Annotated in this window: 27 protein-coding genes; 17 read left to right on the top strand and 10 right to left on the bottom strand. The window is 63.9% G+C overall.

The genetic code is table 11. The features are described 5' to 3' along the window. Positions 1-148 precede the first annotated feature (148 nt). The 3 genes from DJ563_RS22535 (at position 149) to DJ563_RS22525 (ending at position 4,993) form a co-directional block, all read left to right on the top strand. Complete coding sequence (locus tag DJ563_RS22535) at positions 149-2,368, top strand: primosomal protein N' (protein WP_434518361.1); 2,220 nt, start codon at positions 149-151, stop codon at positions 2,366-2,368. A gap of 188 nt (positions 2,369-2,556) precedes the next feature. Then, complete coding sequence (argS, locus tag DJ563_RS22530; protein WP_274097718.1) at positions 2,557-4,293, top strand: arginine--tRNA ligase; 1,737 nt, start codon at positions 2,557-2,559, stop codon at positions 4,291-4,293. A 1-nt stretch (position 4,294) separates the two neighbouring features. Further along, on the top strand, positions 4,295-4,993 hold the full coding sequence (locus DJ563_RS22525) for an SPOR domain-containing protein (protein ID WP_434518360.1): 699 nt from the start codon (positions 4,295-4,297) through the stop codon (positions 4,991-4,993). Between the two features lie 59 nt (positions 4,994-5,052). Here the strand turns inward: DJ563_RS22525 and DJ563_RS22520 are convergent, their stop codons facing one another. Then, positions 5,053-5,472, bottom strand: coding sequence for an NINE protein (locus DJ563_RS22520; protein WP_033702015.1), 420 nt, complete (start codon positions 5,470-5,472; stop codon positions 5,053-5,055). A 167-nt stretch (positions 5,473-5,639) separates the two neighbouring features. Here DJ563_RS22520 and DJ563_RS22515 point away from each other — a divergent pair, with 167 nt between their 5' ends. Continuing rightward, positions 5,640-6,263: a C40 family peptidase gene (locus DJ563_RS22515; protein ID WP_186652928.1), complete on the top strand. Its 624-nt coding sequence runs from the start codon at positions 5,640-5,642 to the stop codon at positions 6,261-6,263. Positions 6,264-6,393: 130 nt separating this feature from the next. On the opposite strand, the gene DJ563_RS22510 is transcribed toward DJ563_RS22515, so the two are convergent. Further along, complete coding sequence (locus DJ563_RS22510) at positions 6,394-7,392, bottom strand: type IV pilus twitching motility protein PilT (RefSeq protein WP_434518359.1); 999 nt, start codon at positions 7,390-7,392, stop codon at positions 6,394-6,396. A 65-nt stretch (positions 7,393-7,457) separates the two neighbouring features. On the opposite strand from DJ563_RS22510, the gene DJ563_RS22505 reads away from it, so the two are divergent. The 9 genes from DJ563_RS22505 to DJ563_RS22465 all read left to right on the top strand — a co-directional run bounded on the left by DJ563_RS22505 (position 7,458) and on the right by DJ563_RS22465 (position 14,040). After that, complete coding sequence (locus DJ563_RS22505) at positions 7,458-8,144, top strand: YggS family pyridoxal phosphate-dependent enzyme (protein ID WP_434518358.1); 687 nt, start codon at positions 7,458-7,460, stop codon at positions 8,142-8,144. 38 nt (positions 8,145-8,182) lie between these two features. Then, positions 8,183-9,001, top strand: coding sequence for a pyrroline-5-carboxylate reductase (proC, locus tag DJ563_RS22500; protein WP_274097597.1), 819 nt, complete (start codon positions 8,183-8,185; stop codon positions 8,999-9,001). Between the two features lie 10 nt (positions 9,002-9,011). Beyond that, positions 9,012-9,602, top strand: coding sequence for a YggT family protein (locus DJ563_RS22495; RefSeq protein ID WP_033702021.1), 591 nt, complete (start codon positions 9,012-9,014; stop codon positions 9,600-9,602). 100 nt (positions 9,603-9,702) lie between these two features. After that, entirely contained in the window at positions 9,703-10,842 is a 1,140-nt protein-coding gene (gene metX / locus DJ563_RS22490; protein WP_033702022.1) for a homoserine O-succinyltransferase MetX, read from the top strand. A gap of 7 nt (positions 10,843-10,849) precedes the next feature. Then, positions 10,850-11,470 (top strand): methionine biosynthesis protein MetW, encoded by a 621-nt coding sequence (gene metW, locus DJ563_RS22485; protein WP_033702023.1) that lies wholly within the window; start codon positions 10,850-10,852, stop codon positions 11,468-11,470. 22 nt (positions 11,471-11,492) lie between these two features. Beyond that, the gene (locus DJ563_RS22480) at positions 11,493-11,927 is read left to right on the top strand and encodes a DUF4426 domain-containing protein (protein WP_434518357.1); all 435 of its coding nucleotides are present in this window, start codon (positions 11,493-11,495) and stop codon (positions 11,925-11,927) included. Then, on the top strand, positions 11,924-12,520 hold the full coding sequence (gene rdgB / locus DJ563_RS22475; protein WP_274097596.1) for an RdgB/HAM1 family non-canonical purine NTP pyrophosphatase: 597 nt from the start codon (positions 11,924-11,926) through the stop codon (positions 12,518-12,520). The genes DJ563_RS22480 and rdgB overlap by 4 nt, the downstream gene beginning before the upstream one ends. Beyond that, positions 12,517-13,704, top strand: coding sequence for a radical SAM family heme chaperone HemW (gene hemW, locus DJ563_RS22470; RefSeq protein ID WP_274097595.1), 1,188 nt, complete (start codon positions 12,517-12,519; stop codon positions 13,702-13,704). The genes rdgB and hemW overlap by 4 nt, the downstream gene beginning before the upstream one ends. A 9-nt stretch (positions 13,705-13,713) precedes the next feature. Beyond that, positions 13,714-14,040, top strand: a complete 327-nt coding sequence (locus DJ563_RS22465) for a DUF3392 domain-containing protein (protein WP_033702028.1) — start codon at positions 13,714-13,716, stop codon at positions 14,038-14,040. Between the two features lie 140 nt (positions 14,041-14,180). On the opposite strand, the gene trmB is transcribed toward DJ563_RS22465, so the two are convergent. The 4 genes from trmB to DJ563_RS22445 all read right to left on the bottom strand — a co-directional run bounded on the left by trmB (position 14,181) and on the right by DJ563_RS22445 (position 16,436). Next, complete coding sequence (gene trmB / locus DJ563_RS22460; protein ID WP_434518356.1) at positions 14,181-14,903, bottom strand: tRNA (guanosine(46)-N7)-methyltransferase TrmB; 723 nt, start codon at positions 14,901-14,903, stop codon at positions 14,181-14,183. Between the two features lie 9 nt (positions 14,904-14,912). Next, entirely contained in the window at positions 14,913-15,707 is a 795-nt protein-coding gene (locus tag DJ563_RS22455; RefSeq protein WP_015272152.1) for a thiazole synthase, read from the bottom strand. A 54-nt stretch (positions 15,708-15,761) separates the two neighbouring features. Beyond that, positions 15,762-15,962: a sulfur carrier protein ThiS gene (gene thiS, locus DJ563_RS22450; protein WP_033702586.1), complete on the bottom strand. Its 201-nt coding sequence runs from the start codon at positions 15,960-15,962 to the stop codon at positions 15,762-15,764. Between the two features lie 102 nt (positions 15,963-16,064). Then, positions 16,065-16,436, bottom strand: a complete 372-nt coding sequence (locus DJ563_RS22445) for a DUF423 domain-containing protein (RefSeq protein WP_274097594.1) — start codon at positions 16,434-16,436, stop codon at positions 16,065-16,067. A gap of 64 nt (positions 16,437-16,500) precedes the next feature. Between DJ563_RS22445 and mtgA the strand changes: the two genes are divergently transcribed. After that, positions 16,501-17,211 (top strand): monofunctional biosynthetic peptidoglycan transglycosylase, encoded by a 711-nt coding sequence (mtgA, locus tag DJ563_RS22440; RefSeq protein WP_434518355.1) that lies wholly within the window; start codon positions 16,501-16,503, stop codon positions 17,209-17,211. A gap of 87 nt (positions 17,212-17,298) precedes the next feature. On the opposite strand, the gene rpoH is transcribed toward mtgA, so the two are convergent. The 4 genes from rpoH to ftsY form a co-directional block, all read right to left on the bottom strand. Continuing rightward, positions 17,299-18,153, bottom strand: a complete 855-nt coding sequence (gene rpoH, locus DJ563_RS22435; protein WP_008092958.1) for an RNA polymerase sigma factor RpoH — start codon at positions 18,151-18,153, stop codon at positions 17,299-17,301. Positions 18,154-18,266: 113 nt separating this feature from the next. Next, positions 18,267-19,289, bottom strand: coding sequence for a permease-like cell division protein FtsX (ftsX, locus tag DJ563_RS22430; protein WP_033702032.1), 1,023 nt, complete (start codon positions 19,287-19,289; stop codon positions 18,267-18,269). Then, entirely contained in the window at positions 19,286-19,957 is a 672-nt protein-coding gene (gene ftsE / locus DJ563_RS22425; protein WP_027592328.1) for a cell division ATP-binding protein FtsE, read from the bottom strand. Before ftsE ends, ftsX begins: the two co-directional genes overlap by 4 nt. Next, complete coding sequence (gene ftsY, locus DJ563_RS22420) at positions 19,954-21,546, bottom strand: signal recognition particle-docking protein FtsY (RefSeq protein ID WP_434518354.1); 1,593 nt, start codon at positions 21,544-21,546, stop codon at positions 19,954-19,956. Before ftsY ends, ftsE begins: the two co-directional genes overlap by 4 nt. A 231-nt stretch (positions 21,547-21,777) precedes the next feature. On the opposite strand from ftsY, the gene DJ563_RS22415 reads away from it, so the two are divergent. The 3 genes from DJ563_RS22415 to rsmD are packed head-to-tail and all read left to right on the top strand — an operon-like array spanning position 21,778 to position 25,218. Continuing rightward, positions 21,778-23,133, top strand: a complete 1,356-nt coding sequence (locus DJ563_RS22415; protein ID WP_274097591.1) for a M16 family metallopeptidase — start codon at positions 21,778-21,780, stop codon at positions 23,131-23,133. Further along, positions 23,126-24,616, top strand: a complete 1,491-nt coding sequence (locus DJ563_RS22410; protein WP_434518353.1) for a M16 family metallopeptidase — start codon at positions 23,126-23,128, stop codon at positions 24,614-24,616. Before DJ563_RS22415 ends, DJ563_RS22410 begins: the two co-directional genes overlap by 8 nt. Further along, on the top strand, positions 24,616-25,218 hold the full coding sequence (gene rsmD / locus DJ563_RS22405) for a 16S rRNA (guanine(966)-N(2))-methyltransferase RsmD (RefSeq protein WP_274097589.1): 603 nt from the start codon (positions 24,616-24,618) through the stop codon (positions 25,216-25,218). Before DJ563_RS22410 ends, rsmD begins: the two co-directional genes overlap by 1 nt. The last annotated feature ends 67 nt before the right edge of the window (positions 25,219-25,285 follow it).

The following is a 25,285-nucleotide window of genomic DNA, read 5'->3' as shown; positions in this document are numbered from 1 at the left end:
TGCCGCCACCCAACACCAATTGTTGAATACCGCACGTAATTAGGCGGCGAATAATACCAGAGCCCAGCCTCAGCGCAAGTTGTCGCTTGCACCGACTGTCGTCTGCTAGGCTCGCCAGTCTTTGAAACGCCCTTGCGAGACCTTCCGCGTGTCCGATGTCATCCTGCGCCTTGCCCTGCCCTCCCCGCTGCGTCGCCTTTTCGACTACAGGGCACCGGCGAGCATGGCGCGCCAGCCCCTCACGCCCGGCATGCGCATTCGCGTGCCCTTCGGGCGCCGCGAGATGATCGGGGTGCTGGTGGAAGTGTGCGACCAGAGCGAAGTACCCGCCGACAAGATCAAGCCGGCCACCGCACTGCTGGACCCGGTGTCGCCGCTGCCGCCCGCCTTGTTCAAGCTGTGCTTGTGGACCGCTCAGTACTACCAGCACAGCCTGGGCGACACCCTGAACTGGGCGTTGCCGACCTTGCTGCGTCAGGGCGAACCGGCAGAGATGCGCCAGGAACGGTTCTGGCATGTGGCCGCCGATGCCCGCCATGATGACCCGCGTATCGCCCGCGCCCCGCGCCAGCGCGATGCGCTGAAGACCCTGGCGCAGCATCCACACGGCGTGGCGCACAGCCTTCTGGGCAAGCTCAACCTGAACAAGGACAGCCTCGACCTGCTGCTGGCCAAGGAACTGGTCACGGTCGAGGTTCGCCGCCACTTGCCGACCCCGCGCCACGAGCACTGGCTGGCGCAGCCCGAATTGCCGCTCAATGAAGAACAGCGCAACGCCTTCGACGCGGTATGCACAGGGTTCGGCAGTTTCAACGCCTTCCTTCTGGCCGGGGTGACCGGCAGCGGCAAGACCGAGGTCTACCTGCAGCTGATCCGCGAAACACTCGAGGCCGGCAAGCAGGCACTGGTGCTGATCCCGGAAATCAACCTGGGCCCGCAGACCCTCGCGCGCTTCGAGCAGCGCTTCAACGCCCGCATTGCCTTGTTGCACTCGGCCGTCGGCGACCGCGAGCGCCTGGATGCCTGGCTGGCCGCCCGCGATGGCGAGGCAGACATCATCATCGGTACCCGCTCGGCGCTGTTCACGCCGATGAAAAACCCCGGCCTGATCATCATCGACGAAGAACACGACGGCTCTTATAAACAGCAGGAAGGCCTGCGCTACCACGCCCGCGACCTGGCCTTGGTGCGCGCCCACCAGGAGAACATCCCGATCCTGCTCGGCTCGGCCACGCCTTCGCTGGAGACCCTGCACAACGCCCAGACCGGCCGTTACACCTTGCTGCGCATGAACCACCGCGCCGGCGGCGCCCGCCCGCCGCGCATGCTGCGCCTGGATGTGAAAAGCCTGCCACTGGACAGCGGCATCAGCGGCCCGTTGCAGCAGGCCATCCGCCAAACCCTGGAAGCGGGCCAGCAAGTGCTGGTGTTCCTCAACCGCCGCGGCTTTGCCCCGACGTTGCTGTGCCACGATTGCGGCTGGTTGTCCGAATGCCCTCGCTGCGATGCACGCATGACCGTGCACCAACGTTCCGGCGTGCTGCGCTGCCACCACTGCGGGTATGATGAACGCCTGCCGCACCAATGCCCGCAGTGCAACCACGTCGACCTGCGCCCGGTGGGCGCGGGTACCGAAAGGGCCGAAGAGCGCCTCAAGGTGCTCTTCCCGGACTACCCGATCCTGCGCGTGGACCGTGACAGCACGGCGCGCAAAGACGCCATGCACAACCTGTTCGGCACCATCCAGCGCGGCCAGCCGAGCATCCTGGTGGGCACCCAGATGCTCGCCAAGGGGCACCACTTCCCACGGGTGACCCTGGTGGCCATCCTTGACGCCGACGGCGGGCTGTTCTCGGGCGATTTCCGCGCCAGCGAGCGCATGGCGCAATTGATCGTGCAGGTGGCCGGGCGCGCCGGGCGTGCAGAAGAGCCCGGCAAGGTCATCATCCAGACCCATCTGGCCGACCACCCCTTGCTGGTACAGCTGACCGAACAAGGCTACTTCGCCTTCGCCGAACAGGCCCTGGACGAGCGCCGCGCGGCCGGCCTGCCGCCCTTTTCGCACCTCGCCCTGCTGCGCGCCGAGGCGCACAAACCGGGCCAGGCCGAGGGTTTTCTCGACGAAGCCTGCAGCGCGGCAGAGCGCCTGGTGGCCGAACAGCAGCTCCCAGGCATTGAACTGTTGGGCCCCGTACCGGCTCCGATGGAGCGCCGAGCGGGCCGTTTCCGCGCCCAACTGTTGATACAGGCCAATACCCGGGCACCTCTGCATCGACTGATCAGTGCCTGGTTGCTAGTGTTGGAGCAGATGCCGAGCGGCCGGCAGGTTCGCTGGTCTCTGGATGTGGACCCGGTCGACCTCTATTGAGCTGCAAGCTACGAGCTACAAGGCGCAAGCAAGAGCATGGCGGATGCGATGCCGCTTTTTCTTGCAGCTTGTGGCTTGCAGCTTGCAGCTCAAAGGTTGGCAACCCGCTCTCGGCAACGGATAATGCCCAGTTTTTCCACCTGCGCATCGAAGCGCTCCACCGCGCTTGCGGTCGAAAAGAGAACCCCATGAAAGACACCATTCGCCAGCTGATCCAGCAAGCCCTCACCCAACTCGTCACCGACGGTGTGCTGCCTGAAGGGCTGTCGCCGGCGATCCAGGTGGAAAACGCCCGGGACAAGACCCACGGCGATTTCGCCAGCAACATCGCGATGATGCTGGCCAAACCGGCCGGCATGAAGCCACGCGACCTGGCAGAAAAGCTGATCAACGCGCTGCCGGCCAGTGACGACATCAGCAAGGTCGAGATCGCCGGCCCGGGCTTCCTGAACTTCTTCCAGAACACCAGTGCCCTGGCCAACCGCCTGGACGCCGCCCTGGCCGACGACCACCTGGGTGTGCGCAAGGCCGGTGCCAGCGAGAAGGTGGTGATCGACATGTCGGCACCCAACCTGGCCAAGGAGATGCACGTCGGCCACCTGCGCTCGACCATCATCGGTGACAGCGTCGCACGGGTGCTGGAGTTCCTTGGCGACCAGGTCGTGCGCCAGAACCACGTGGGCGACTGGGGCACCCAGTTCGGCATGCTGATGGCCTACCTGCAGGAAAACCCGATTACCAGCGACGAGCTGTCGGACCTCGAGAACTTCTACCGCGCAGCGAAGAAGCGCTTCGATGAATCCGAAGAATTCGCCACCCGCGCCCGCGGCCTGGTGGTCAAGCTGCAGGCTGGCGACCCTGAGTGCCTGGCGCTGTGGACCCGCTTCAAGGACATTTCGCTGTCCCACTGCCAGAAAACCTACGAGCTGCTCAACGTCAAACTGACCATGGCCGACGTCATGGGCGAAAGCGCCTACAACGACGACCTGGCCAACGTGGTCACCGACCTCAAGGCCAAGGGCCTGCTGGTCGAGGACCAGGGCGCGCAGTGCGTGTTCCTCGAAGAATTCAAGAACAGCGAAGGCGAGCCCCTGCCGGTGATCGTGCAGAAGGCCGACGGTGGCTACCTGTACGCCACCACTGACCTGGCAGCCGTGCGTTACCGCAGCAATGTGCTCAAGGCCGACCGCGCCCTGTATTTTGTCGACCAGCGCCAGGCTTTGCACTTCAACCAGGTGTTCGAAGTGGCGCGCCGCGCCGGCTTCGTCGGCCACCCGATGCAGATGGAGCACATGGGCTTCGGCACCATGAACGGCGCCGATGGCCGCCCGTTCAAGACCCGCGACGGCGGCACCGTGAAGCTGATCGACCTGCTCACCGAGGCCAAGGAGCGTGCCTACGCCCTGGTGAAGGAGAAGAACCCGAGCCTGTCCGAAGACGAACTGCGCCACATCGGTGAAGTGGTCGGCATCGGCGCGGTCAAGTACGCCGACCTGTCCAAGCACCGGACCAGCGACTACAGCTTCAACTTCGAGCTGATGCTCAACTTCGAAGGCAATACCGCGCCTTACCTGCTGTATGCCTACACCCGCGTGGCGGGCGTGTTCCGCAAGCTGGGCAAGGGCTTCGACGAGGTCGATGGCCAGATCGTGCTGCAGGCCGAGAAGGAACAGGACCTTGCCGCGCGCCTGGCGCAGTTTGGCGAAGTGCTCAACAGCGTGGCCGACAAGGGCACTCCGCACGTGCTGTGCAGCTACCTGTACGACCTGGCGGGCCTGTTCTCGAGCTTCTACGAGAACTGCCCGATCCTCGCTGCCGACACCCCAGAGCAGCAACAAAGCCGCCTGCGCCTGGCCGCACTGACCGGTCGCACCCTCAAGCAAGGTCTGGAACTGCTCGGCCTGGAAACCCTGGAGCGCATGTAAGTTGGCTGCCAAGAAAAAACCTGCTCCAAAGCGCGGCGCCAGCCGCCAACAGGCGCCGGCCAAGCAGCCGATTCCCGGCTGGGTATGGCTGGCGGTCGGGCTGACCGTAGGCGCGTTCATCGTCTTTCTGATGAAGCTGGAACCGGGTGGCGGTGACATTACGCGCACCAAGCCGGAGCAGCAAAAACCGGAAAAGGCCGCCGAAGTCAGCAAGACCACAGCGACCACCCCGCAGCAGCCGGTGAAGCCGAAGTACGACTTCTACACCCTGCTGCCGGAGTCCGAAGTCATCGTGCCGCCGGAAGCGGTACCCGAGAAAACCCCACCGGTACCGGCCCAGCCGGTGACCCCGGTTACCCCGGCGGAAGCAGCGAAGATCGACACGGCGCGGGCCCAGGCTGCACTGCTGGGCCAGACGCCACCCCCGGCACCGCCGGTGATCAAGCCAGCGGCGACCACCCAGTTCTTCCTGCAGGCCGGCTCGTTCCGCAAGCAGGCTGACGCCGACAAGGTCCGTGCGCAGATCATTCTGCTGGGCCAGTCGGTGAAGGTGGAGTCGGGCACGGTCAAGGACGAGACCTGGTACCGCGTGCTGGTCGGGCCGTTCAGCAATCGTGAACAGCTGACCGGGGCGCAGAAGCAGCTTGCCGGCGCTGGCTTCAGCAACCTGCTGTTGCAACAGCGCCAGACCCGCCAGTAACCAGAAGGCCTTGCCGCAGTGATGCGCCAAGGCCTTTTTCTTACCCTTTTTTCTTACCCTCAGCGCCGGTCGCTGTTGGCTTCGGAGATCTGGCTGTTCAGGGTCCAGAAGTCGTACAGCACGCCGACCAGGAACAGGCCACCGGTAAAGAAGTAGATGATCGCGGTGACCCATTTACCTTGGTACAGGCGATGCACGCCAAAGATGCCCAGGAACGTCAGCAGAATCCAGGCGATGTTGTAGTCGATTCGGCCGGCACGGAAGCGCAAGTCAGCCTCGCGGTCCATCGCGGGAATCAGGAACAGGTCGATCAGCCAACCGATGCCCAACAAGCCCAGGGTGAAGAACCAAAGGGTGCCGGTGATCGGCTTGCCATAGTAGAAGCGGTGCGAGCCGGTGAAGCCAAAAATCCACAACAGGTAACCGATGACCTTGCTGTGGGTGTCGTGAAGCGGTTCACTCTGTTGATAACTGTTCATTCATAGCCCTCGTGGGTTATCCGAAAATTTTCTAAGAAAAAATGTGACTTTCTCGTTGCTGGCCGACGTATGGCACCCTGCCAATCGACCAACGGATCAAAAATTGATCAAAAAGCTGTTATAAAGTTGCGCGCCCAACACATAACTATTCATAAAGAGCTTCATCTATGCCGCCTTTACTCAAGACATGGCTGACCCTCTGTCTATTATTACCCCTGGCCGCCCACGCCACCAATCGTGAGCAACGTCTTCCCAATGGTTTCACCGGCTATACCACCAATGCCTCGGTGAAACACGCGCCGACCAAGCACACCACGCTGCGCGCGCGCCCGAACAATGCCGCCAGCAGCCGCAGCGCGCCGGTGGCTGCCATGTCGCCGAAGCAGAGCAGCGATGTGCTCAGCCGCGCGGTCAATGTGCTCGGTACGCCCTATGTCTGGGGCGGCAGCAGCCCGAAGAAGGGCTTCGACTGCAGCGGGCTGGTCAAATACGCCTTCAACGACGTGGCCGACGTCGACCTGCCACGCACCTCCAATGCCATGGCCCAGGGCCACGGCGTGAAGGTAGCCAAGGGCGACCTCAAGCCGGGTGATCTGATCTTCTTCAACATCAAGAGCCGCCGGGTGAACCACGTTGCCATCTACCTGGGCAACGATCGCTTCATCCATGCCCCGCGCCGCGGCAAGCGGGTGAGCATCGACAACCTGAGCAAGCCTTACTGGCAGAAGCACTATGTCGTGGCCAAACGCGTGCTGCCGAAAGAGCAGCAACTGGCGTTGGCCAAGCGCTGATCAAGCTTTGTGTGTATGTGTAGGAGCGGCCTTGCGTCGCGAAAGGGCCGCAACGCGGCCCCGGCGATCTTTGATGCGAAGCTGAAAACCTGGGGCCGCGCTGCGGCCCTTTCGCGACACAAGGCCGCCCCTACAAGATTTCGGTCAATCCTTTAGCGTGCAGCTCACGCAACGCCGCCTCCATCGTCCGCATGCCCGCCGCGCCCCCCGACTGCATCGCCGATTGCAACTGCGCCAGCCGCCCCTCACGGATCAGGTTACGCACCGCCGTGTTGGCCACCAGCACTTCCCGCGCCGCCACACGGCCGCCGCCCACGCGCTTGACCAGCACCTGCGCCACCACCACCCGCAACGACTCGGCCAGCATCGCCCGCACCAGTGGCTTTTCCTCGGCAGCAAAGACCTCGACCAATCGGTCGATGCTATTGATGGCCGAACGGGTGTGCACTGTCGCCAGCACCAGGTGCCCCGTCTCCGCCGCCCGCAACGCCAGGCGTATGGTCTCCAGATCGCGCAGCTCGCCAATCACGATCACATCCGGGTCCTGACGCAGCGCACTGCGCAGCCCCTGAGCGAACCCGCCACAATGGCGGCCAATTTCGCGCTGATTGACCAGGCTGCGCTGGCTGCTGTGGATAACTTCGATAGGGTCTTCCAGCGTGATGATATGCACAGGCCGTTCGCGGTTGAGTTGATCGAGCAGCGCCGCCAAGGTGCTGGACTTGCCGCTGCCGGTTGGCCCACCCACCAGAACCAGGCCATCGGTACACTGCGCAACAGCTAGAAACACTTCGCCCAGGTCGAGTTCATCGAGCGTCGCTATGCGTTTCGGGATCACGCGAAAGGTTGCCGCCAGGCCGTTCAACTGGCGAAACAGGTTCAGGCGAAAGCGGCCCAGCGCTGGCAGTTGCAACGCGACGTCCAGCTCATCACCCTGTGCCCATTGCTGGCACTGCTCATCCGCCAGCAAGGGTGTCATCGCATCGCTCAGGGCCGCCGACAGCAATGGCGGCGCGTCCATGCGTTGCAGCTCGCCATCAAGGCGCAGCATCGGTACCTGGCCCGCAGCCAGGTGCAGGTCCGAAGCCCCCGCTTCCACGGCGCGGGCCAACAGGTCGGTCACATCCATGAGACTCCCCAAAGGCGATCAAGCAGGTAGAATGCCGCAGACCCTATCGCCGCCGGCATCGATCCATGTCCACCATAGCAGACAACCTATCCGCCCTCGCCGCCCGCATCGCCAGCGCCGCACAGGCCGCCGGGCGGGACCCGGCCAGCATCCAGTTGCTGGCGGTGAGCAAGACCAAGCCCGCCAGCGCTATCCGTGAAATCCACGCCGCAGGCGTGCGCAATGTCGGCGAGAACTACCTGCAGGAAGCGCTGACCAAGCAGCAGGCCTTGGTCGACCTGCCCTTGATCTGGCACTTCATCGGCCCCATTCAATCGAACAAGACCAAAGCCATTGCCGAGCATTTCGACTGGGTGCATTCCGTGGACCGCCTGAAGATCGCCCAACGCCTCTCGGAGCAGCGCCCTGCCGCACTGGGGCCGCTGAACATCTGCCTGCAGGTGAATGTCAGTGGCGAAGACAGCAAGTCCGGCTGCGCCCCTGCCGACCTTCCGGCATTGGCCAAGGCGGTCGCCAGCCTGCCCAATCTGCGCCTGCGTGGGCTGATGGCGATTCCTGAACCTAGCGATGAGCGTGCCGTGCAGGAGGCCGCGTTCGCCACCCTGCGCGAGCTGCAGCAGGGCCTGGGCCTTGGCCTGGACACCTTGTCCATGGGCATGAGCCACGACCTGGAGGCGGCGATCGCCCAGGGAGCGACCTGGGTACGTATCGGCACCGCCCTGTTCGGCGCCCGCGATTACGGGCCCGTCTGATTCCATGCTTTACTCACTCTTTCCCACAAGGACCTGACATGAGCAAGACACGTATTGCCTTTATCGGCGCCGGCAACATGGCCGCCAGCCTGATCGGCGGCCTGCGTGCCCAGGGCCTGGAGGCTTCGCAGATCCGCGCCAGCGACCCGGGCGCCGAGACCCGCACCCGCATCCAGGCCGAGCACGGCATCGAAACCTTCGAAGACAACGCCCAGGCAATCGCCGGTGCCGACGTGATCGTACTGGCGGTCAAGCCGCAGGTCATGAAGGACGTCTGCCAGGCCCTGCAAGCCCACCTGCAGGAAGGCCAACTGATCGTTTCCATCGCCGCCGGCATTACCTGCGCCAGCCTGCAAAGCTGGGTTGGCCCACGCCCAGTGGTGCGCTGCATGCCCAATACGCCAGCGTTGCTGCGCCAAGGCGTCAGCGGCCTGTATGCCACCGAGCAAGTCAGCACGGCACAACGCCAGCAGGCCGAGCAACTGCTGTCTGCCGTGGGCACCGCCCTGTGGCTTGATCAAGAGCTGCAACTGGACGCTGTAACCGCCGTTTCCGGCAGCGGCCCGGCGTACTTCTTCCTGTTGATCGAGGCCATGACCGCCGCCGGCGAAAAACTCGGCCTGCCCCGCGAAACCGCCTCCCAACTGACCCTGCAGACCGCTTTGGGCGCTGCGCGCATGGCCGTTGCCAGCGATGTCGATGCTGCCGAACTGCGCCGCCGCGTCACCTCGCCAGCCGGCACCACCGAAGCCGCGATCAAGTCGTTCCAGGCCAGCGGCTTCGAAGCCATCGTCGAGCAGGCGCTGCAGGCCGCAGCGACGCGGTCCGCCGAGCTGGCCGAACAACTGGGCAAATAAGGAGCTCTAGATGAATGCACTGTCAGGCGCCGCGATTTTCGTGGTGCAAACCCTGGTCAGCCTGTACCTGGTGATCGTCCTGTTGCGCTTTGTGCTGCAACTGGTCAAGGCCAACTTCTACAACCCGCTGTGCCAGTTCACGGTGCGCGCCACCCAGCCGCTGCTCAAGCCGATCCGCCGCGTCATCCCCAGCATCGGCGGCCTGGACACCTCGTCCCTGCTGCTGGCGGTGATCATTCAGGCGCTGCTGATGGCCTTCGTGCTGATGGTCACCTATGGCACCTTCGGTGATGTGCTGCACCTGTTGATGTGGGCCATCATCGGCATCACCTCGCTGTTCCTGAAGATCTTCTGGGTCGCGATGATCGTCATGGTGATCGTCTCGTGGGTCGCACCCAACAGCCACAACCCGGCTGCTGAGCTTGCGTACCAGATCAGCGAACCGGTACTGGCTCCGTTCCGTCGCCTGGTGCCAAACCTGGGCGGCATGGACATCTCGCCGATCTTCGCCTTCCTGGCCATTCAGGTCATTCAGTCGTTCGTGATGCCTCCGCTTGCCGCCTACGCAGGCATGCCGCAAGAGCTGTGGCGGATGATCTGACACCCTCCTTGGCCATCGGCGCCCCCTGCGGCAAGCCATTGCTTGCCGCAGGGGGTAGCGCTCTTTAGACTTACGCCTCCGTCAAGCGTGAGCAGGGTCGATGTCCACTGTCCTTCCCGAAGATTCCGTCGGTCTGGTTACACCGCAAACAGCCCGGTTCGAAGAGCCGCTGGCACTGGCCTGTGGCCGCTCCCTGGCCAGCTACGAGCTGGTCTATGAGACCTATGGCACCCTGAACGCCAGCGCGAGCAATGCCGTGCTGATCTGCCATGCCTTGTCCGGCCACCACCATGCCGCGGGCTACCATGCCGAAACCGACCGCAAGCCAGGTTGGTGGGACAGCTGCATCGGCCCCGGCAAGCCGATCGACACCAACCGTTTCTTCGTGGTCAGCCTGAACAACCTCGGCGGCTGCAATGGCAGCACTGGCCCCAGCAGCCTCAACCCGGCCACCGGGAAGCCCTATGGTGCCGACTTCCCGGTGCTGACCGTGGAAGACTGGGTGCACAGCCAGGTACGCCTGGCCGACCGCCTGGGCATTGGCCAGTGGGCCGCGATCGTGGGCGGAAGCCTCGGCGGCATGCAGGCGCTGCAATGGACCATCACCTACCCCGACCGGGTGCGGCACTGCGTCGATATCGCCTCGGCGCCCAAGTTGTCAGCGCAGAACATCGCCTTCAACGAAGTGGCCCGCCAGGCCATCCTCACCGACCCGGAATTCCACGGCGGTTCGTTCCAGGACCAGGGCGTGATCCCCAAGCGCGGGTTGATGCTGGCGCGCATGGTGGGCCATATCACCTACCTGTCCGATGATTCGATGGGTGAGAAATTCGGCCGTGAGCTCAAGAGCGACAAGCTCAACTACGACTTCCACAGCGTCGAGTTCCAGGTCGAAAGCTACCTGCGCTATCAGGGCGAGGAGTTTTCCGGCCGTTTCGACGCCAATACCTACCTGCTGATGACCAAGGCGCTGGATTACTTCGACCCCGCTGCGGCCCACGGGGGCGACCTTGCCGCCACCCTGGCCGGCGTCACGGCAGACTACTGCATCATGTCGTTCACTACCGACTGGCGCTTCTCGCCGGCCCGTTCCCGCGAGATCGTCGACGCACTGATGGCCGCACGCAAGAACGTCTGTTATCTGGAGATCGACTCGCCCTACGGGCACGATGCCTTCCTGATCCCCACACCTCGCTACATGCAGGGTTTCTCGAACTACATGAACCGCATCGCCATCTGAGGACAGCATGAGAGCCGATCTGGAAATCATCCACGACTGGATTCCCGCCGGCAGCCGGGTACTTGACCTGGGCTGCGGCAGTGGCGAACTGCTGGCCTCGCTGCGTGACCGCAAGCAGGTCACCGGTTACGGCTTGGAGATCGACCCCGACAACATCGCCGCGTGCGTGGCCAAGGGCGTCAACGTCATCGAGCAGGACCTGGACCAGGGCCTGGGCAACTTCGCCAGCAACAGCTTCGACGTGGTGATCATGACCCAGGCCCTGCAGGCCGTGGAGTACCCCGACCGCATCCTCGACGAGATGCTGCGCGTGGGCCGTCAATGCATCATCACCTTCCCCAACTTCGGCCACTGGCGCTGCCGCTGGTACCTGGCGACCAAAGGCCGCATGCCGGTTTCGGACTTCATGCCGTACACCTGGTACAACACGCCGAACATCCACTTCTGCACCTTCGCCGACTTTGAAGAGCTGTGCCACGAGCGCCATGCCAAGGTCCTCGACCGCCTGGCCGTCGACCACTTGCACCGTAATGGGTGGGGCGGCCGGCTATGGCCTAATCTTCTAGGTGAGATCGGCATCTATCGCGTCAGTAGCCCAGGCCTGCAGGAGCACCAGCTCGCGGTTTGACGCCCACTGGAGGAATCGCACCATGCGTCGCCTGACCCTGTTCCTGATCAGCCTGTGCCTGGCCCTGCCCGCACTGGCTGCCGATGCCGCCCGTCCCGAGCGCAAGGAAGTGTTTGGCGACGTAACGGTACACTACAGCGCGTTCACCTCGAGCATGCTGACACCAGAGGTGGCTGCGGCCACGGGCCTGGTGCGCAGCAAGAACCAGGGCGTGCTCAACATTGCCGTGCTCAAGGCCAGCAAGCCGGCCATGGCGGTCGTCAGCGGCACGGTGAAGGACCTGACCGGGCGCAGCAGCCCGCTGTCCTTCAAGCAGATCAACGAACAGGGTGCGGTGTACTACATCGCCCAGTTCAAGATCGAACAGCCCGAAACCGTGACCTTCGACCTCAATGTCGAAACCGGCGGCATCAGTAACTCTCTCAGCTTCAACCAGGAAGTGTTCCCAGGCGAATGATGAATTTCCAGCAACTCGTATTGGCCAGCCACAATGCCGGCAAACTCAAGGAACTCCAGGCCATGCTCGGAGCCTCCGTACAGCTGCGCTCGATCGGCGAATTCAGCCAGGTCGAGCCAGAGGAAACCGGTCTGTCGTTCGTCGAGAACGCCATTCTCAAGGCGCGCAATGCCGCGCGCATCTCTGGCCTGCCGGCACTGGCCGACGACTCGGGGCTGGCAGTCGATTACCTGGGCGGCGCGCCGGGCATCTACTCCGCGCGCTATGCCGATGGCAAGGGTGATGCGGCGAACAATGCCAAGCTGCTGGAGGCCTTGAAGGAGGTGCCTGAGGCTGAGCGTGGTGCGCAGTTCGTCTGCGTGCTGGCGCTGGTGCGTCACGCCGACGACCCGCTGCCGATCCTGTGCGAAGGCCTGTGGCACGGGCGCATCATGTTCGAAGCCAGCGGCGAGTACGGCTTTGGCTACGACCCGCTGTTCTGGGTACCGGAGCGCAACTGCTCGAGCGCGGACCTCGCCCCGGTCGACAAGAACCAGCTCAGCCACCGCGCCCGCGCCATGGCCCTGCTGCGTCAACGCCTGGGCCTGGCATGATCGAAACGTTGTCCACCCAGCCGTTCCCGACGGGGGCGGCAGGTTTCGCCGTGCTGCCGCCCTTGGCGTTGTACATCCACATCCCGTGGTGCGTGCGCAAGTGCCCTTATTGCGACTTCAACTCCCACGCGGCAGGCCCCGAGCTGCCTGAAGAGGCCTACGTCGACGCCCTGCTGACCGACCTCGATCAAGAGCTTGTGGCCGTGCAGGGGCGCCCGATCAGCTCGATCTTCTTCGGTGGCGGCACGCCGAGCCTGTTCAGCGCCAATGCCCTCGGCCGCCTGCTGCGCGGTGTTGAGCAGCGCATCCCGTTCGCACCAGACATCGAAATCACCCTGGAGGCCAACCCAGGCACGTTCGAGCAGGAAAAATTCAAGGCGTACCGGCAAACCGGCATCAACCGCCTGTCCATCGGCGTGCAGAGCTTCCAGCCCGCCAAGCTCGAGGCGCTCGGGCGCATCCACAATGGCGACGAAGCGATCCGCGCTGCGGGCATGGCCCGCGCCGCAGGGTTCGACAACTTCAACATGGACTTGATGCACGGCCTGCCCGACCAGTCGCTGGACGATGCCCTGGGTGACCTGCGCCAAGCCATCGAGCTGGGGCCAACCCACTTGTCCTGGTACCAGCTGACTGTGGAGCCCAACACGGTGTTCTGGAACCAGCCCCCCGAGCTGCCCGAAGACGACATCCTCTGGGACATCCAGGAGGCGGGGCAGGCGCTGATGGCCGAGCACGGCTACCGCCAGTACGAGGTTTCCGCCTACGCCCAGCCGGGCCGTGCAGCCAAGCACAACCTCAACTACTGGCGCTTTGGTGATTTCATCGGTATCGGTGCCGGCGCCCACGGCAAGCTGACCTTCGCCGACGGGCGCATCCTGCGCACCTGGAAAACCCGCCTGCCCAAGGACTACCTGAACCTGGCCAAGCCGTTCAAGGCCGGCGAAAAGCTGCTGCCGGCCGACGAGCTGCCCTTCGAATTCCTGATGAATGCCTTGCGCCTGACCGATGGCGTGGAAGCCGAACTGTTTACCCAGCGCACTGGCCTGCCGCTGGCACAACTGGTCGAGGCACGGCGTGCCGCCGAACAAAAGGGCCTTTTGCAGGTCGAACCGGATCGACTGGTGGCCACGCCACGCGGCCAGTTGTTCCTCAATGACCTGCTGCAGTATTTCTTGACCTAAGGATGACCCATGGATCTGGTACTTGATCTGCTCGCGACGGTTTCCCGCTGGAGCCGCAGCAACCTGTCGGAGATTTCGCTGGCCTTGGTAGGCTGCCTGCTGGTGCTGTTCGGCACCGATATCAAAGCCTGGGCCGAGCAACGCATCGGCAGCTTGGCGGGCGCGCTGCGCGTGCCAGTGATGGCCTTGCTGGTGATGATCGGTAGCGGTGCGGCGCTGATCTATGCCACGCCATGGGTAGTGAAGGGGCTGAGCCAGTTCAATAACTATGCGCTGGCACCGGTGCTGCTGGTGGTGCTGGTGTTGATTGGCGTGGTGGCTGATCGGCGGGGTTGATCTACGTCTGCAGAACTGCACCTACTCTGTGCAAGCAGGGACTCCGTCCTGACGCTCGCATAAAAAAACCGCCTCTCTCAAGGCGGTTTTTTCGCCTGCATTTCTGCAAGCGCTGCGGTTCGACCGGCTGAATCAGCCGATCAATCCACCTTCTCGAACTTCAAATCCCAAACCCCATGCCCCAAGCGCTCACCACGGCGCTCGAACTTGGTGATCGGCCGCTCTTGCGGACGCGGCACATAGGCGCCATCCGCCGCCTGGTTACGGTAACCCGGCGCAGCGCTCATCACTTCCAGCATGTACTCGGCATACGGCTCCCAGTCGGTCGCCATGTGGAACACGCCACCGGGCTTGAGCTTGCGCCGTACCAGCTCGGCGAACTCCAGCTGGACGATGCGGCGTTTGTGATGGCGCGCCTTGTGCCAAGGGTCCGGGAAAAACAGCATCAGCCGGTCGAGGCTGTTGTCGGCCACGCAGCGGTTCAGCACTTCGATGGCATCGCAATCGTACACCCGCAGGTTCTTCAGGCCCTGGGTCAACACGCCATTGAGCAGCGCGCCAACACCCGGACGGTGTACTTCGACACCGATGAAGTCCAGTTCAGGGGCGGCGGCCGCCATCTCCAGCAGGGAGTGGCCCATGCCGAAACCGATCTCCAGGGTGCGCGGCGCAGCGCGGCCGAACACCTGGTCGTAGTCCACCGGGCTTTCAGCCAGGGGCAGGATGAACTGTGGGCCACCCTGGTCCAGGCCGCGTTGCTGGCCTTCGGTCATGCGCCCGGCGCGCATCACGAAACTCTTGATACGGCGGTGTGGGCGCTCTTCGCCTTCGGCGGTGATCGGCGTTTCTTGCGATTCAGTCATCAGGAGCTCTTACTTGATCAGACCATCCAGCGGCGAAGAGGCGCTGGCATAGAGTTTCTTCGGCATGCGGCCGGCCAGGTAGGCCATGCGACCTGCCACGATGGCGTGCTTCATGGCTTCAGCCATCAGCACCGGTTGCTGGGCGTGGGCGATGGCCGAGTTCATCAGCACCGCCTCGCAGCCCATTTCCATGGCGATGGTGGCATCGGAGGCGGTACCCACGCCGGCATCGACCAGCACCGGCACCTTGGATTCTTCCAGGATGATCTGCAGGTTGTAGGGGTTGCAGATGCCCAGGCCGGTACCGATCAGGCCTGCCAGCGGCATGACCGCAATGCAGCCGACTTCGGCCAGCTGACGGGCGATGATCGGGTCGTCGCTGGTGTAGACCATCACGTCGAAACCGTCCTTGACCAGTACTTCAGCGGCCTTGAGGGTCTCGATCACGTTGGGGAACAACGTCTTCTGGTCGGCCAGGACTTCCAGCTTGACCAGGTTGTGGCCATCGAGCAGTTCACGGGCCAGGCGGCAGGTGCGCACGGCTTCGACCGCGTCGTAGCAGCCAGCGGTGTTCGGCAGGATGGTGTAACGGTCTGGCGGCAGTACGTCGAGCAGGTTCGGCTCGCCCGGGTTCTGGCCGATGTTGGTACGACGCACAGCGACGGTGACGATCTCGGCACCCGAGGCCTCGATGGCCAGGCGGGTTTCTTCCATGTCACGGTATTTGCCGGTGCCGACCAGCAGGCGCGACTGGAAAGTGCGCCCGGCCAGGGTAAAGGGCTTGTCGCTACGAACGTTGCTCATCGTTGTTCCTCGGGAAAAGGTTACTGGGCTTGCATGTGAACCGCCGAGCTGTAATCAGCCGCCGCCGATGGCATGGACCACTTCGACCTGGTCGCCGTCGTTCAGTTGCGTGCTGTCATGCAGGCTACGCGGCACGATGTCCAGGTTCAGTTCCACGGCTACCCGGCGCCCGGTGAGTTCCAAGCGGGTCAGCAGGGCCGCGACGCTTTCGCCAGCGGGCAGTTCGTAAGGTTCACCGTTCAGTTGAATGCGCATGCGCACGGCCACCGTTGTTCTTTGGGGCCCGCATTCTAGCGCTGAACAACCCTTGAACCCAAGGGCGGTGCACGCCATTAGTCGCGATTGTGGACTGCTCGGTCAGCCCAGCCGCCAGGCTGCCAGGCCCAGGCACAGCCAACCCGCCAGGAAGCACAGCCCGCCAATGGGCGTGATGATGCCGAGCTTGCTCACACCCGTCAGGGTCAGCAGGTACAGGCTACCGGAGAACAGTACGATACCCAGCGCGAACAGACCGCCGGCCCAACCGACCAGGCGCCCCGGCAGGTGCGCCGCAAGCACGGCAACACCGAAGATCGCCAGGGCATGCACCAGTTGGTAGGTAACCCCGGTATGAAAGATGGCCAGGTAATCTGTCGTGAGGCGGTTTTTCAGCCCGTGCGCGGCAAATGCGCCCAAGGCCACACCGGTAAAGCCAAAAAAGGCGGCAAGCATCAGGAAGCTGCGAAGCATGGGAGGACTCCTTGTATCGGGTCTGTATAATGGCCCCTTCCACCCGCCTGGCCAAGCCATCGACATGCTGCCATCCCTTATCCGCCGCCTTACCCGCGCCCTGCTCTGGTTCGCTGCCGGCAGTATCGTGCTGGTGCTGGTGTTTCGCTGGGTACCGCCACCCGGCACGGCGTTGATGGCTGAGCGCAAGGTGCAGTCCTGGGTGAGTGGCGAGCCGATCGACCTGCAGCGCGACTGGCAGCCGTGGGAGAACATCGCCGATGACCTGAAGGTTGCGGTCATTGCCGGTGAAGACCAGAAGTTCGCCAGCCATTGGGGCTTTGACATCCCGGCCATTCAGGCAGCGCTGGCTTATAACGAGCGTGGCGGCAACATTCGTGGGGCCAGTACCTTGACCCAGCAGGTGGCGAAGAACCTGTTCCTGTGGTCGGGCCGCAGCTGGTTCCGCAAGGGCCTGGAGGCTTGGTTTACCGCGCTGATCGAGCTGTTCTGGTCGAAAGAGCGGATCCTTGAGGTCTACCTCAACAGCGCCGAATGGGGCAAGGGGGTGTTTGGCGCCCAGGCTGCCGCGCGCTACCACTTCGGTGTCGATGCCAGCCGCCTGAGCCGCCAGCAGGCCGCGCAATTGGCTGCCGTGCTGCCCAGCCCGATCAAGTGGAGCGCCAGCCGGCCCAGCGCCTATGTGGCCAATCGGGCGGGTTGGATCCGGCGGCAGATGAGCCAGCTGGGCGGGCCTAGCTACCTGATGCAGCTGGATACCTCGCGCAAACTCTGATTATCCGGGGCTGCAGTGCAACCCCAGAAGCCCATAAAAAAGCCGCGCCCCTCACAGGGCACGGCTTTTCATTCAGCAAGGCGCGAATCAGACCGCGATCAACGCCTTGACCTTGTTCATTGCGTTCTTTTCCAACTGCCGAATACGCTCGGCCGAAACGCTGTATTTGTCCGCCAGCTCGTGCAAGGTCGCCTTTTCTTCAGCCAACCAGCGCTGGTAGAGGATGTCACGGCTACGCTCGTCCAGGCCTTGCAACGCTTCGTGCAGGTTGCTGGTGGAGTTGTCACTCCAGTCGGCATCCTCCAGCTGTACCGCCGGATCGTAGCGGTGGTCTTCCAGGTAATGCGCTGGCGACTGGAAAGCGCTGTCGTCGTCGGCTTCCGCCGCCGGGTCAAAGGCCATGTCCTGACCACTCAGCCGGCTTTCCATCTCACGCACTTCACGCGGTTCAACGCCAAGGCTTTCGGCCACGCGATGAACTTCGTCGTTGTTCAGCCAGGCCAGACGCTTCTTCTGGCTGCGCAGGTTGAAGAACAGTTTGCGCTGGGCCTTGGTGGTAGCCACCTTGACGATGCGCCAGTTACGCAGGATGAATTCGTGGATTTCTGCCTTGATCCAGTGCACGGCAAAGGATACCAGGCGCACACCCATCTCAGGGTTGAAGCGCTTGACGGCCTTCATCAGGCCGACGTTGCCTTCCTGAATCAGATCGGCCTGGGCCAGGCCATAGCCTGCATAGCTACGGGCGATATGTACGACGAAACGCAGGTGGGCCATCACCATTTGCCGAGCGGCCTCAAGATCCTGCTCATAATAGAGACGCTCGGCCAGATCACGCTCCTGCTCGACCGTCAGCAGCGGGATGCTGTTGACCGTGTGCACATAGGCTTCCAGGTTTGCACCGGGTACCAAGGCATAGGCAGGTTGCAACGATGTGGTCATTCAAGAACCTCCGACTTACTAGACTCGCGCCTTGTGGGCACTGCCAACATTGACCGGAAACCGGTAAACAAGTTCCCAAAACGGTAATAAAGTCAATGCTGGCACGGGAAAAACTATCGAGGCGCCAGCTCGTTCAAGTGGCGAGCGACCGCGATCCATGCACCGATATACCCTAACAGCACCGCTCCGATCAAGAGCGACAGACCATCGGACGCCGGCACGCCACCCAGGGCGAAGTCACTGCCGTACAAGCCGGACAGCCCGACAACCGCCTGGTTCAGCCAGTTGAGGCCGAACGCCAGGATACCCCAGGCCAAGAAACCCGCACCCAGGCCGTACAAGGCACCCATGTACAGGAAAGGCCGGCGCACGTAGCTGTCAGTGCCGCCTACCAGCTTGATGACTTCGATCTCGGTGCGGCGGTTCTCGATATGTAGACGAATTGTGTTACCGATTACTAACAGCAGCGCAGAAATCAGCATGACCGCCAACCCGAATACAAAGCGGTCACCGAGCTTGAGGATCGCCGCCAGGCGTTCGACCCATACCAGGTCCAGCTGTGCCACTTCGACCTTGGGCAGCTCCGACAGGCGCTGACGCAACGCCTCCAGCGCGGGCTTGTCGACCTCGCTCGGGGTCACCACCACCACGCCAGGCAGCGGGTTTTCAGGGAGTTCGCGCAAGGCCTCGCCCAGCCCGGACTGTTGCTGGAACTCTTCCAGCGCCTGGTCGCGGCTGACATACAACGCATCGGCCACCCCGGGCATGCGCTTGATCTCGTCACGCAGGGCCTCGCCTTCCTTGCTGCCAGCGTCAAGCTTCAGGTACAGCGAAATCTGCGCGGCACGCTGCCAGGACCCGCCGAGCTTCTCGACGTTCTTCAGCAGCAACGACAGGCCCATGGGCATGCTCAAGGCCACGGCCATGACCAGGCAGGTGAAGAAGCTGCCGATCGGCTGCTTGCCGAGGCGACGCAAGCTGTCGGCCATGCTTGCCCGGTGGCTCTCCAGCCAGGCATGCAGCAACGTGCGAAAGTCCGGGCCGTCATCGTCGTCGCGTTTTTTCTTTCCCGGCTGCGGGTCGGCGGGTTTCGGTGCAACCCGCTCGGAAACCTTCGGCGTACGTGTAGTGCTCATTGCCCAGCCTCCCCATCGCCGATCAGACGGCCGCGCTGCAGCGTCAGCATGCGGTGGCGCATGCGCGCAATCAGTGCCAGGTCGTGGCTGGCGATCAATACCGTGGTGCCCAGGCGGTTGATGTCCTCGAACACGCCCATGATCTCCGCGGCCAGGCGCGGGTCAAGGTTGCCGGTGGGTTCGTCGGCCAGCAACAGGGCTGGCTGATGGACGATGGCCCGCGCAATACCGACCCGCTGCTGCTGCCCCGTGGACAGGTCCGCCGGGAACAGCTCGCCCTTGTCGGCCAGCGACACACGCTCCAACGCCGAATCCACGCGTTTGGTGATCTCGGCCTTGGACAAACCGAGGATCTGCAGCGGCAAGGCGATGTTGTTGAACACCGTGCGATCGAACAGCAACTGGTGGTTCTGGAACACCACACCGATCTGCCGACGCAGGAAGGGGATCTGCGCATTGCTGATCTGGCCCAGGTCCTGCCCTGCCAGCAGCAGCTTGCCGCTGGTCGGGCGTTCCATGGCCAGCAGCAAACGCAGCAAGGTGCTCTTACCGGCACCCGAGTGCCCGGTGACGAACAGGAATTCGCCCCGGCGCGCCCGGAAACTCAGCTCATGCAAGCCTACATGGCCATTGGGATAGCGCTTGGCGACCTGTTCGAATCGGATCATGGATGCTCTCGCTCGGCGAACAGCGCCTTGACGAACGGCTCGGCTTCAAAGGTGCGCAGGTCGTCGATACCTTCGCCGACACCGATGAAACGGATCGGGATGTTGAACTGCTTGGCCAGGGCGAAGATCACCCCGCCCTTGGCGGTGCCGTCCAGCTTGGTCAGCGCCAGGCCAGTCAGCTCGACACTCTGGTTGAAGTACTTGGCCTGGCTGATGGCGTTCTGGCCTGTACCGGCGTCGAGCACCAGCAGCACCTCGTGAGGCGCCTCGGCGTCGAGCTTGCCGATGACCCGGCGAACCTTCTTCAGCTCTTCCATCAGGTTGTCCTTGGTGTGCAGACGGCCGGCCGTGTCAGCGATCAGCACATCGACGCCACGGGCCTTGGCGGCCTGCACGGCATCGAAAATCACCGAAGCGGAGTCGGCACCGGTGTGCTGGGCGATCACCGGGATCTGGTTACGCTCGCCCCAGACCTGCAACTGCTCGACGGCCGCAGCGCGGAAGGTGTCGCCCGCGGCCAGCATGACCTTCTTGCCCTCCAGCTGCAGCTTTTTGGCCATTTTGCCGATGGTGGTGGTCTTGCCAGCGCCGTTCACGCCGACCACCAGGATCACATAGGGCTTGTTCTGCGCCTGGATCTTCAGCGGCTGCTCGACCGGGCGCAGCAACGCGGCCAGTTCTTCCTGCAGCGACTTGTACAATGCATCGGCATCGGCCAGTTGCTTGCGGGCAACCTTCTGGGTCAGGTTCTGGACAATGGCCGAGGTCGCTTCAACGCCGACGTCGGCGGTCAGCAGGCGGGTTTCGATCTCGTCGAGCAGGTCATCATCGATAACCTTCTTGCCCATGAACAGGCTGGCCATGCCTTCGCCGATGCTGGCACTGGTCTTGGACAGGCCTTGCTTGAGGCGGGCGAAGAAGCCGGGTTTGGACTGTTCGGTGGCGGCCGGTACGGCAACCGGTTCAGCTTCGACCGGGGCAGGCGCCGCGACCGCTGCTGGCTCGACAACCACGGGCGCCGGCTCAGGCGCTGCGGCTACCGGGCGCTCAGGGATCGCTGGCGGGGCGATAGGCTCCAGGTCCGGCACCAGGGCCACGGGCTCTTCGGCGACCGGCAGCACCAGGTTGCTGACAGGCGGTTCTGCGGCGCGAACTACCGGGGCTTCAGGGGCTTGCACCAGCGGCGAAGGGCTTTCGACCGGTGTGGCGGCGGCTTGCGGATTCGCGGGCAAGCCCGCACCTACTGCTGGCTGCTCGGGCTCGGGGGCCGGAGCAACAGCAGGCAAAGGCTCGGGAGCTGAGGTAACAGCAGGCGCCTGCGCCGGCTCGGGGGCCACGAAGGCAGCAGGCGGCAGCGCAGGCTGGGGCACCTCGGGAGCAACCGGGGCCGGTGCGGCCAAAGGCGCGAGCGGCGGCGCTTCAGGCAGCTCGACGGCAGGCTGCGGCGCTACCGGTTCAGCAGGCTGTGGCTCGGGCGTTTGCGGCTGTTCGGCGACAGGTTGCTGCGGCTTCTTGCGAAACCAGCTGAACAGGCCTTTCTTTTCGCCAGACTCGGCCGGCGCTTTTTTGTCGTCGTTGGAACCAAACATGGAGGACGGCTATCTCAGGGTAGCGATGCGCCAGCAATGGCGCATCGGGAATTCTCTATACGCAGAACAGACTATCTTGAAGCCGGCTGGTTCATGCGCAACGTTTTGTCTTAGTGTCCTGCGGGCCAGAACGGCGACAGGCATGGTCGCCAGGCAACCGGATCAGTATCCTAGCACCTCCTGGCCCGCCGACGCTAAACCCTGCGGGCCGCCGAACAGGTTAAACACCGTATGAATGCTCTAGCCCGCCGCGCCGCTGGCCTGTTGCTCGGCACGCTCTGCCTGCCGCTCGCGGCCTTCGCCGCCGATGTGCAACCGACTCACGAATTCATCCTCGACAACGGCCTCAAGGTGGTCGTGCGCGAAGACCACCGCGCACCGGTCGTGGTCTCGCAGATCTGGTACAAGGTCGGCTCCAGCTACGAGACCCCGGGCCAGACCGGCCTGTCCCACGCCCTGGAACACATGATGTTCAAGGGGAGCGCCAAAGTCGGCCCCGGCGAGGGCTCGCGCATCCTGCGGGACCTGGGCGCCGAAGAAAACGCCTTCACCAGCGACGATTACACGGCCTATTACCAGGTGCTGGCCCGCGACCGCCTGCCAGTGGCCCTGGAACTCGAAGCCGACCGCCTGGCCAGCCTGCGCCTGCCCGCCGACGAGTTCAGCCGCGAAATCGAAGTGATCAAGGAAGAGCGCCGCCTGCGCACCGATGATCAACCCAACTCGAAAGCATTCGAGCTGTTCCGCGCCATGGCCTACCCGGCCAGTGGCTATCACACCCCGACCATCGGCTGGATGGCCGACCTCGAACGCATGAAGGTCGAGGAGCTGCGGCACTGGTACGAATCCTGGTACGCGCCCAACAACGCCACCCTGGTGGTGGTCGGCGATGTCACCGTCGATGAGGTCAAGGGCCTGGCGCAAAAGTACTTCGCCGGCATTCCAAAGCGCGCGGTCCCACCAGCCAAGCTGCCGCTGGAGCTGGCCGAGCCAGGCCAACGCCAACTGACCCTGCACGTGCGCACCCAGTTGCCGAGCCTGATCTACGGCTTCAACGTACCCGGCCTGGCGACCACCCAGGAGCCGAGCACGGTGCACGCCCTGCGCCTGATCTCGGCCTTGCTCGACGGCGGCTACAGCGCCCGCATGCCGGCCCGCCTGGAGCGCGGTCAGGAGCTGGTGGCCGGTGCGTCGTCCAGCTACAACGCCTTCACCCGTGGCGACAGCCTGTTCCTGATCTCGGCCACGCCGAACGTGCAGAAGCACAAAACCCTGGCAGACGTGGAAAAGGGCATCTGGCAACTGCTCGAAGAGCTCAAGACCACGCCCCCTAGCGCCGAAGAACTCGAACGCGTGCGCGCCCAGGTGATCGCCGGCCTGGTCTACGACCGCGACTCCATCAGCAGCCAGGCCACCACCATCGGCCAGCTGGAGACCGTGGGCCTGTCCTGGAAGCTGATCGACAGCGAGCTGGACGAGCTCAAGCGCGTGACCCCGCAAGACATCCAGAACGCTGCGCGCACCTACTTCACCCGCGAACGCCTGAGCGTTGCCCATGTACTGCCCGAGGAGTCCGCTCATGAGTGATCGTCGCGCACCACGCCACACCCTGCTGGCTACGGGCATCCGCGCCCTTACGCTGGCGGCAGTGCTGGCGGCCCCGGCCCTGGCTGACAACGCGCCGAAGGCCGACAGCAATGCGGCCCGCCCGGCCAATACCCTGCAGTCACTGGCCGAGCTGGATGGCAAGGCACCCAGTCGGCGTCAGCTGAACATCCAGAACTGGACCACCGCCGAAGGCGCCCGGGTGCTGTTCGTCGAAGCCCGCGAACTGCCGATGTTCGACCTGCGCGTCACTTTCGCCGCCGGTAGCAGCCAGGACGGCGCCACGCCAGGCCTGGCCGCCTTGACCAACGCCATGCTCAACGAGGGCGTTGCCGGCAAGGACGTGACCGCCATTGCCGAAGGCTTCGAAGGCCTCGGCGCAGACTTCGGCAACGGCTCGTACCGCGACATGGCCGTGGCCTCGCTGCGCAGCTTGAGCACCCAGGACAAGCGTGAGCCGGCGCTCAAGCTGTTCGCCGAGGTCGCCGGCAAGCCCACGTTCCCGGAGGACGCCCTCAAGCGCATCAAGAACCAGATGCTGGCCGGCTTCGAATACGAGAAGCAGAACCCCGGCAAGATCGCTGGCAAGGCACTGTTCGGCAAACTCTACGGCGACCATCCCTACGCTCACCCGAGCGACGGCACCGCCGAAAGCATCAACGGCATCACCCTGGCACAGCTGCGCGCCTTCCATGCCAAGGCTTACACCGCCGGCAACGCAGTCATCGCCCTGGTCGGCGATCTCAGCCGCGCCGAAGCCGAGGCCATTGCCGCCCAGGTATCCGCCGGCCTGCCCAAGGGCCCGGCGCTGGTGGCACCGCCCCAGCCCGTTGAGCCCAAGGCGGGCCTGACCCACATCGACTTCCCGTCCAAGCAGACCCACCTGATGCTGGCTGAACTGGGTATCGACCGTCAGAACCCAGACTGGCCAGCCCTGTCGCTGGGCAACCAGATCCTTGGCGGTGGCGCGTTCGGCACCCGTCTGATGAGTGAAGTACGTGAAAAGCGCGGCCTCACCTACGGCGTCTACTCGGTGTTCAGCCCGATGCAGGTGCGCGGCCCGTTCATGATCAACCTGCAAACCCGCGCCGAACTCAGCGAAGGCACGCTCAAGCTGGTCCAGGACATTCTTGCCGACTACCTGAAAAGCGGCCCGACCCAGCAAGAGCTGGACGACGCCAAGCGCGAGCTGGCCGGCAGCTTCCCGCTGTCCAATGCCAGCAATGCCAGTATCGTCGGCCAACTGGGGGCCATCGGCTTCTACAACCTGCCGCTGACCTGGCTCGAGGACTTCATGCAGCAGTCCCAGGCCCTTACCGTCGAACAGGTCAAGGCCGCCATGAACAAACACCTGTCGGCCGATAAACTGGTGATCGTCACCGCTGGCCCCAAGGTGCCGCAAAAACCGCTGCCAGCCCCCACTGACAAGCCCGCCGAGCAACCGCCCGGCGTACCGGAGCACTAATGCCAAGATCCACCCCTCCCGCCCGCCCTCAAACGGGCCAAAGCAAGGGCCAGGGCCACCTGCGCATCATCGCCGGCGAGTGGCGCAGCCGCCGTCTGACGGTGCCTGAAGGCGACGGCCTGCGGCCAACGCCTGATCGCGTGCGCGAAACCGTGTTCAACTGGCTTGCGCCTTACATCGAAGGCGCCCGAGTGCTGGATGCCTTTACCGGCAGCGGCGCCCTGGTGCTCGAAGCCTTGTCTCGCGGCGCCGAAGATGCCGTGGCCCTGGACAGCAACCCGGCCGCCATCAGTAACCTCAAGGACAACCTCGAGCTGCTGCGCTGCCCACGCGGGCAAATCCTGCAGACCGACGCGCTGCGCTACCTGCAGAACCCGGCCAAGCAGCAGTTCGACGTCGTGTTCCTCGACCCGCCCTTCCATCAGGACTTGCTGGCCAACACCTGCAACCTGCTGGAACAGAACCAGTGGCTGCGTGAACAGGCGTGGATCTACACCGAGAGCGAAACCGCACCCTCGGCCTTGCAAATGCCCGGTAACTGGCGCCTGCACCGCGAGAAAAAAACCGGCCAGGTGCATTACGCGCTTTGGCAGCGCGGCTGACCGCCCGCCGGCACGCCGGTTTACTGTGTTGGCGTAATTAGTTACAGCACAGTAACCGGCGCCATGG

Source organism: Pseudomonas sp. NFX1 (assembly GCF_051123555.1).
Classification (GTDB): domain Bacteria; phylum Pseudomonadota; class Gammaproteobacteria; order Pseudomonadales; family Pseudomonadaceae; genus Aquipseudomonas; species Aquipseudomonas capeferrum.
This window is presented reverse-complemented; position numbering and strand designations above follow the sequence as displayed.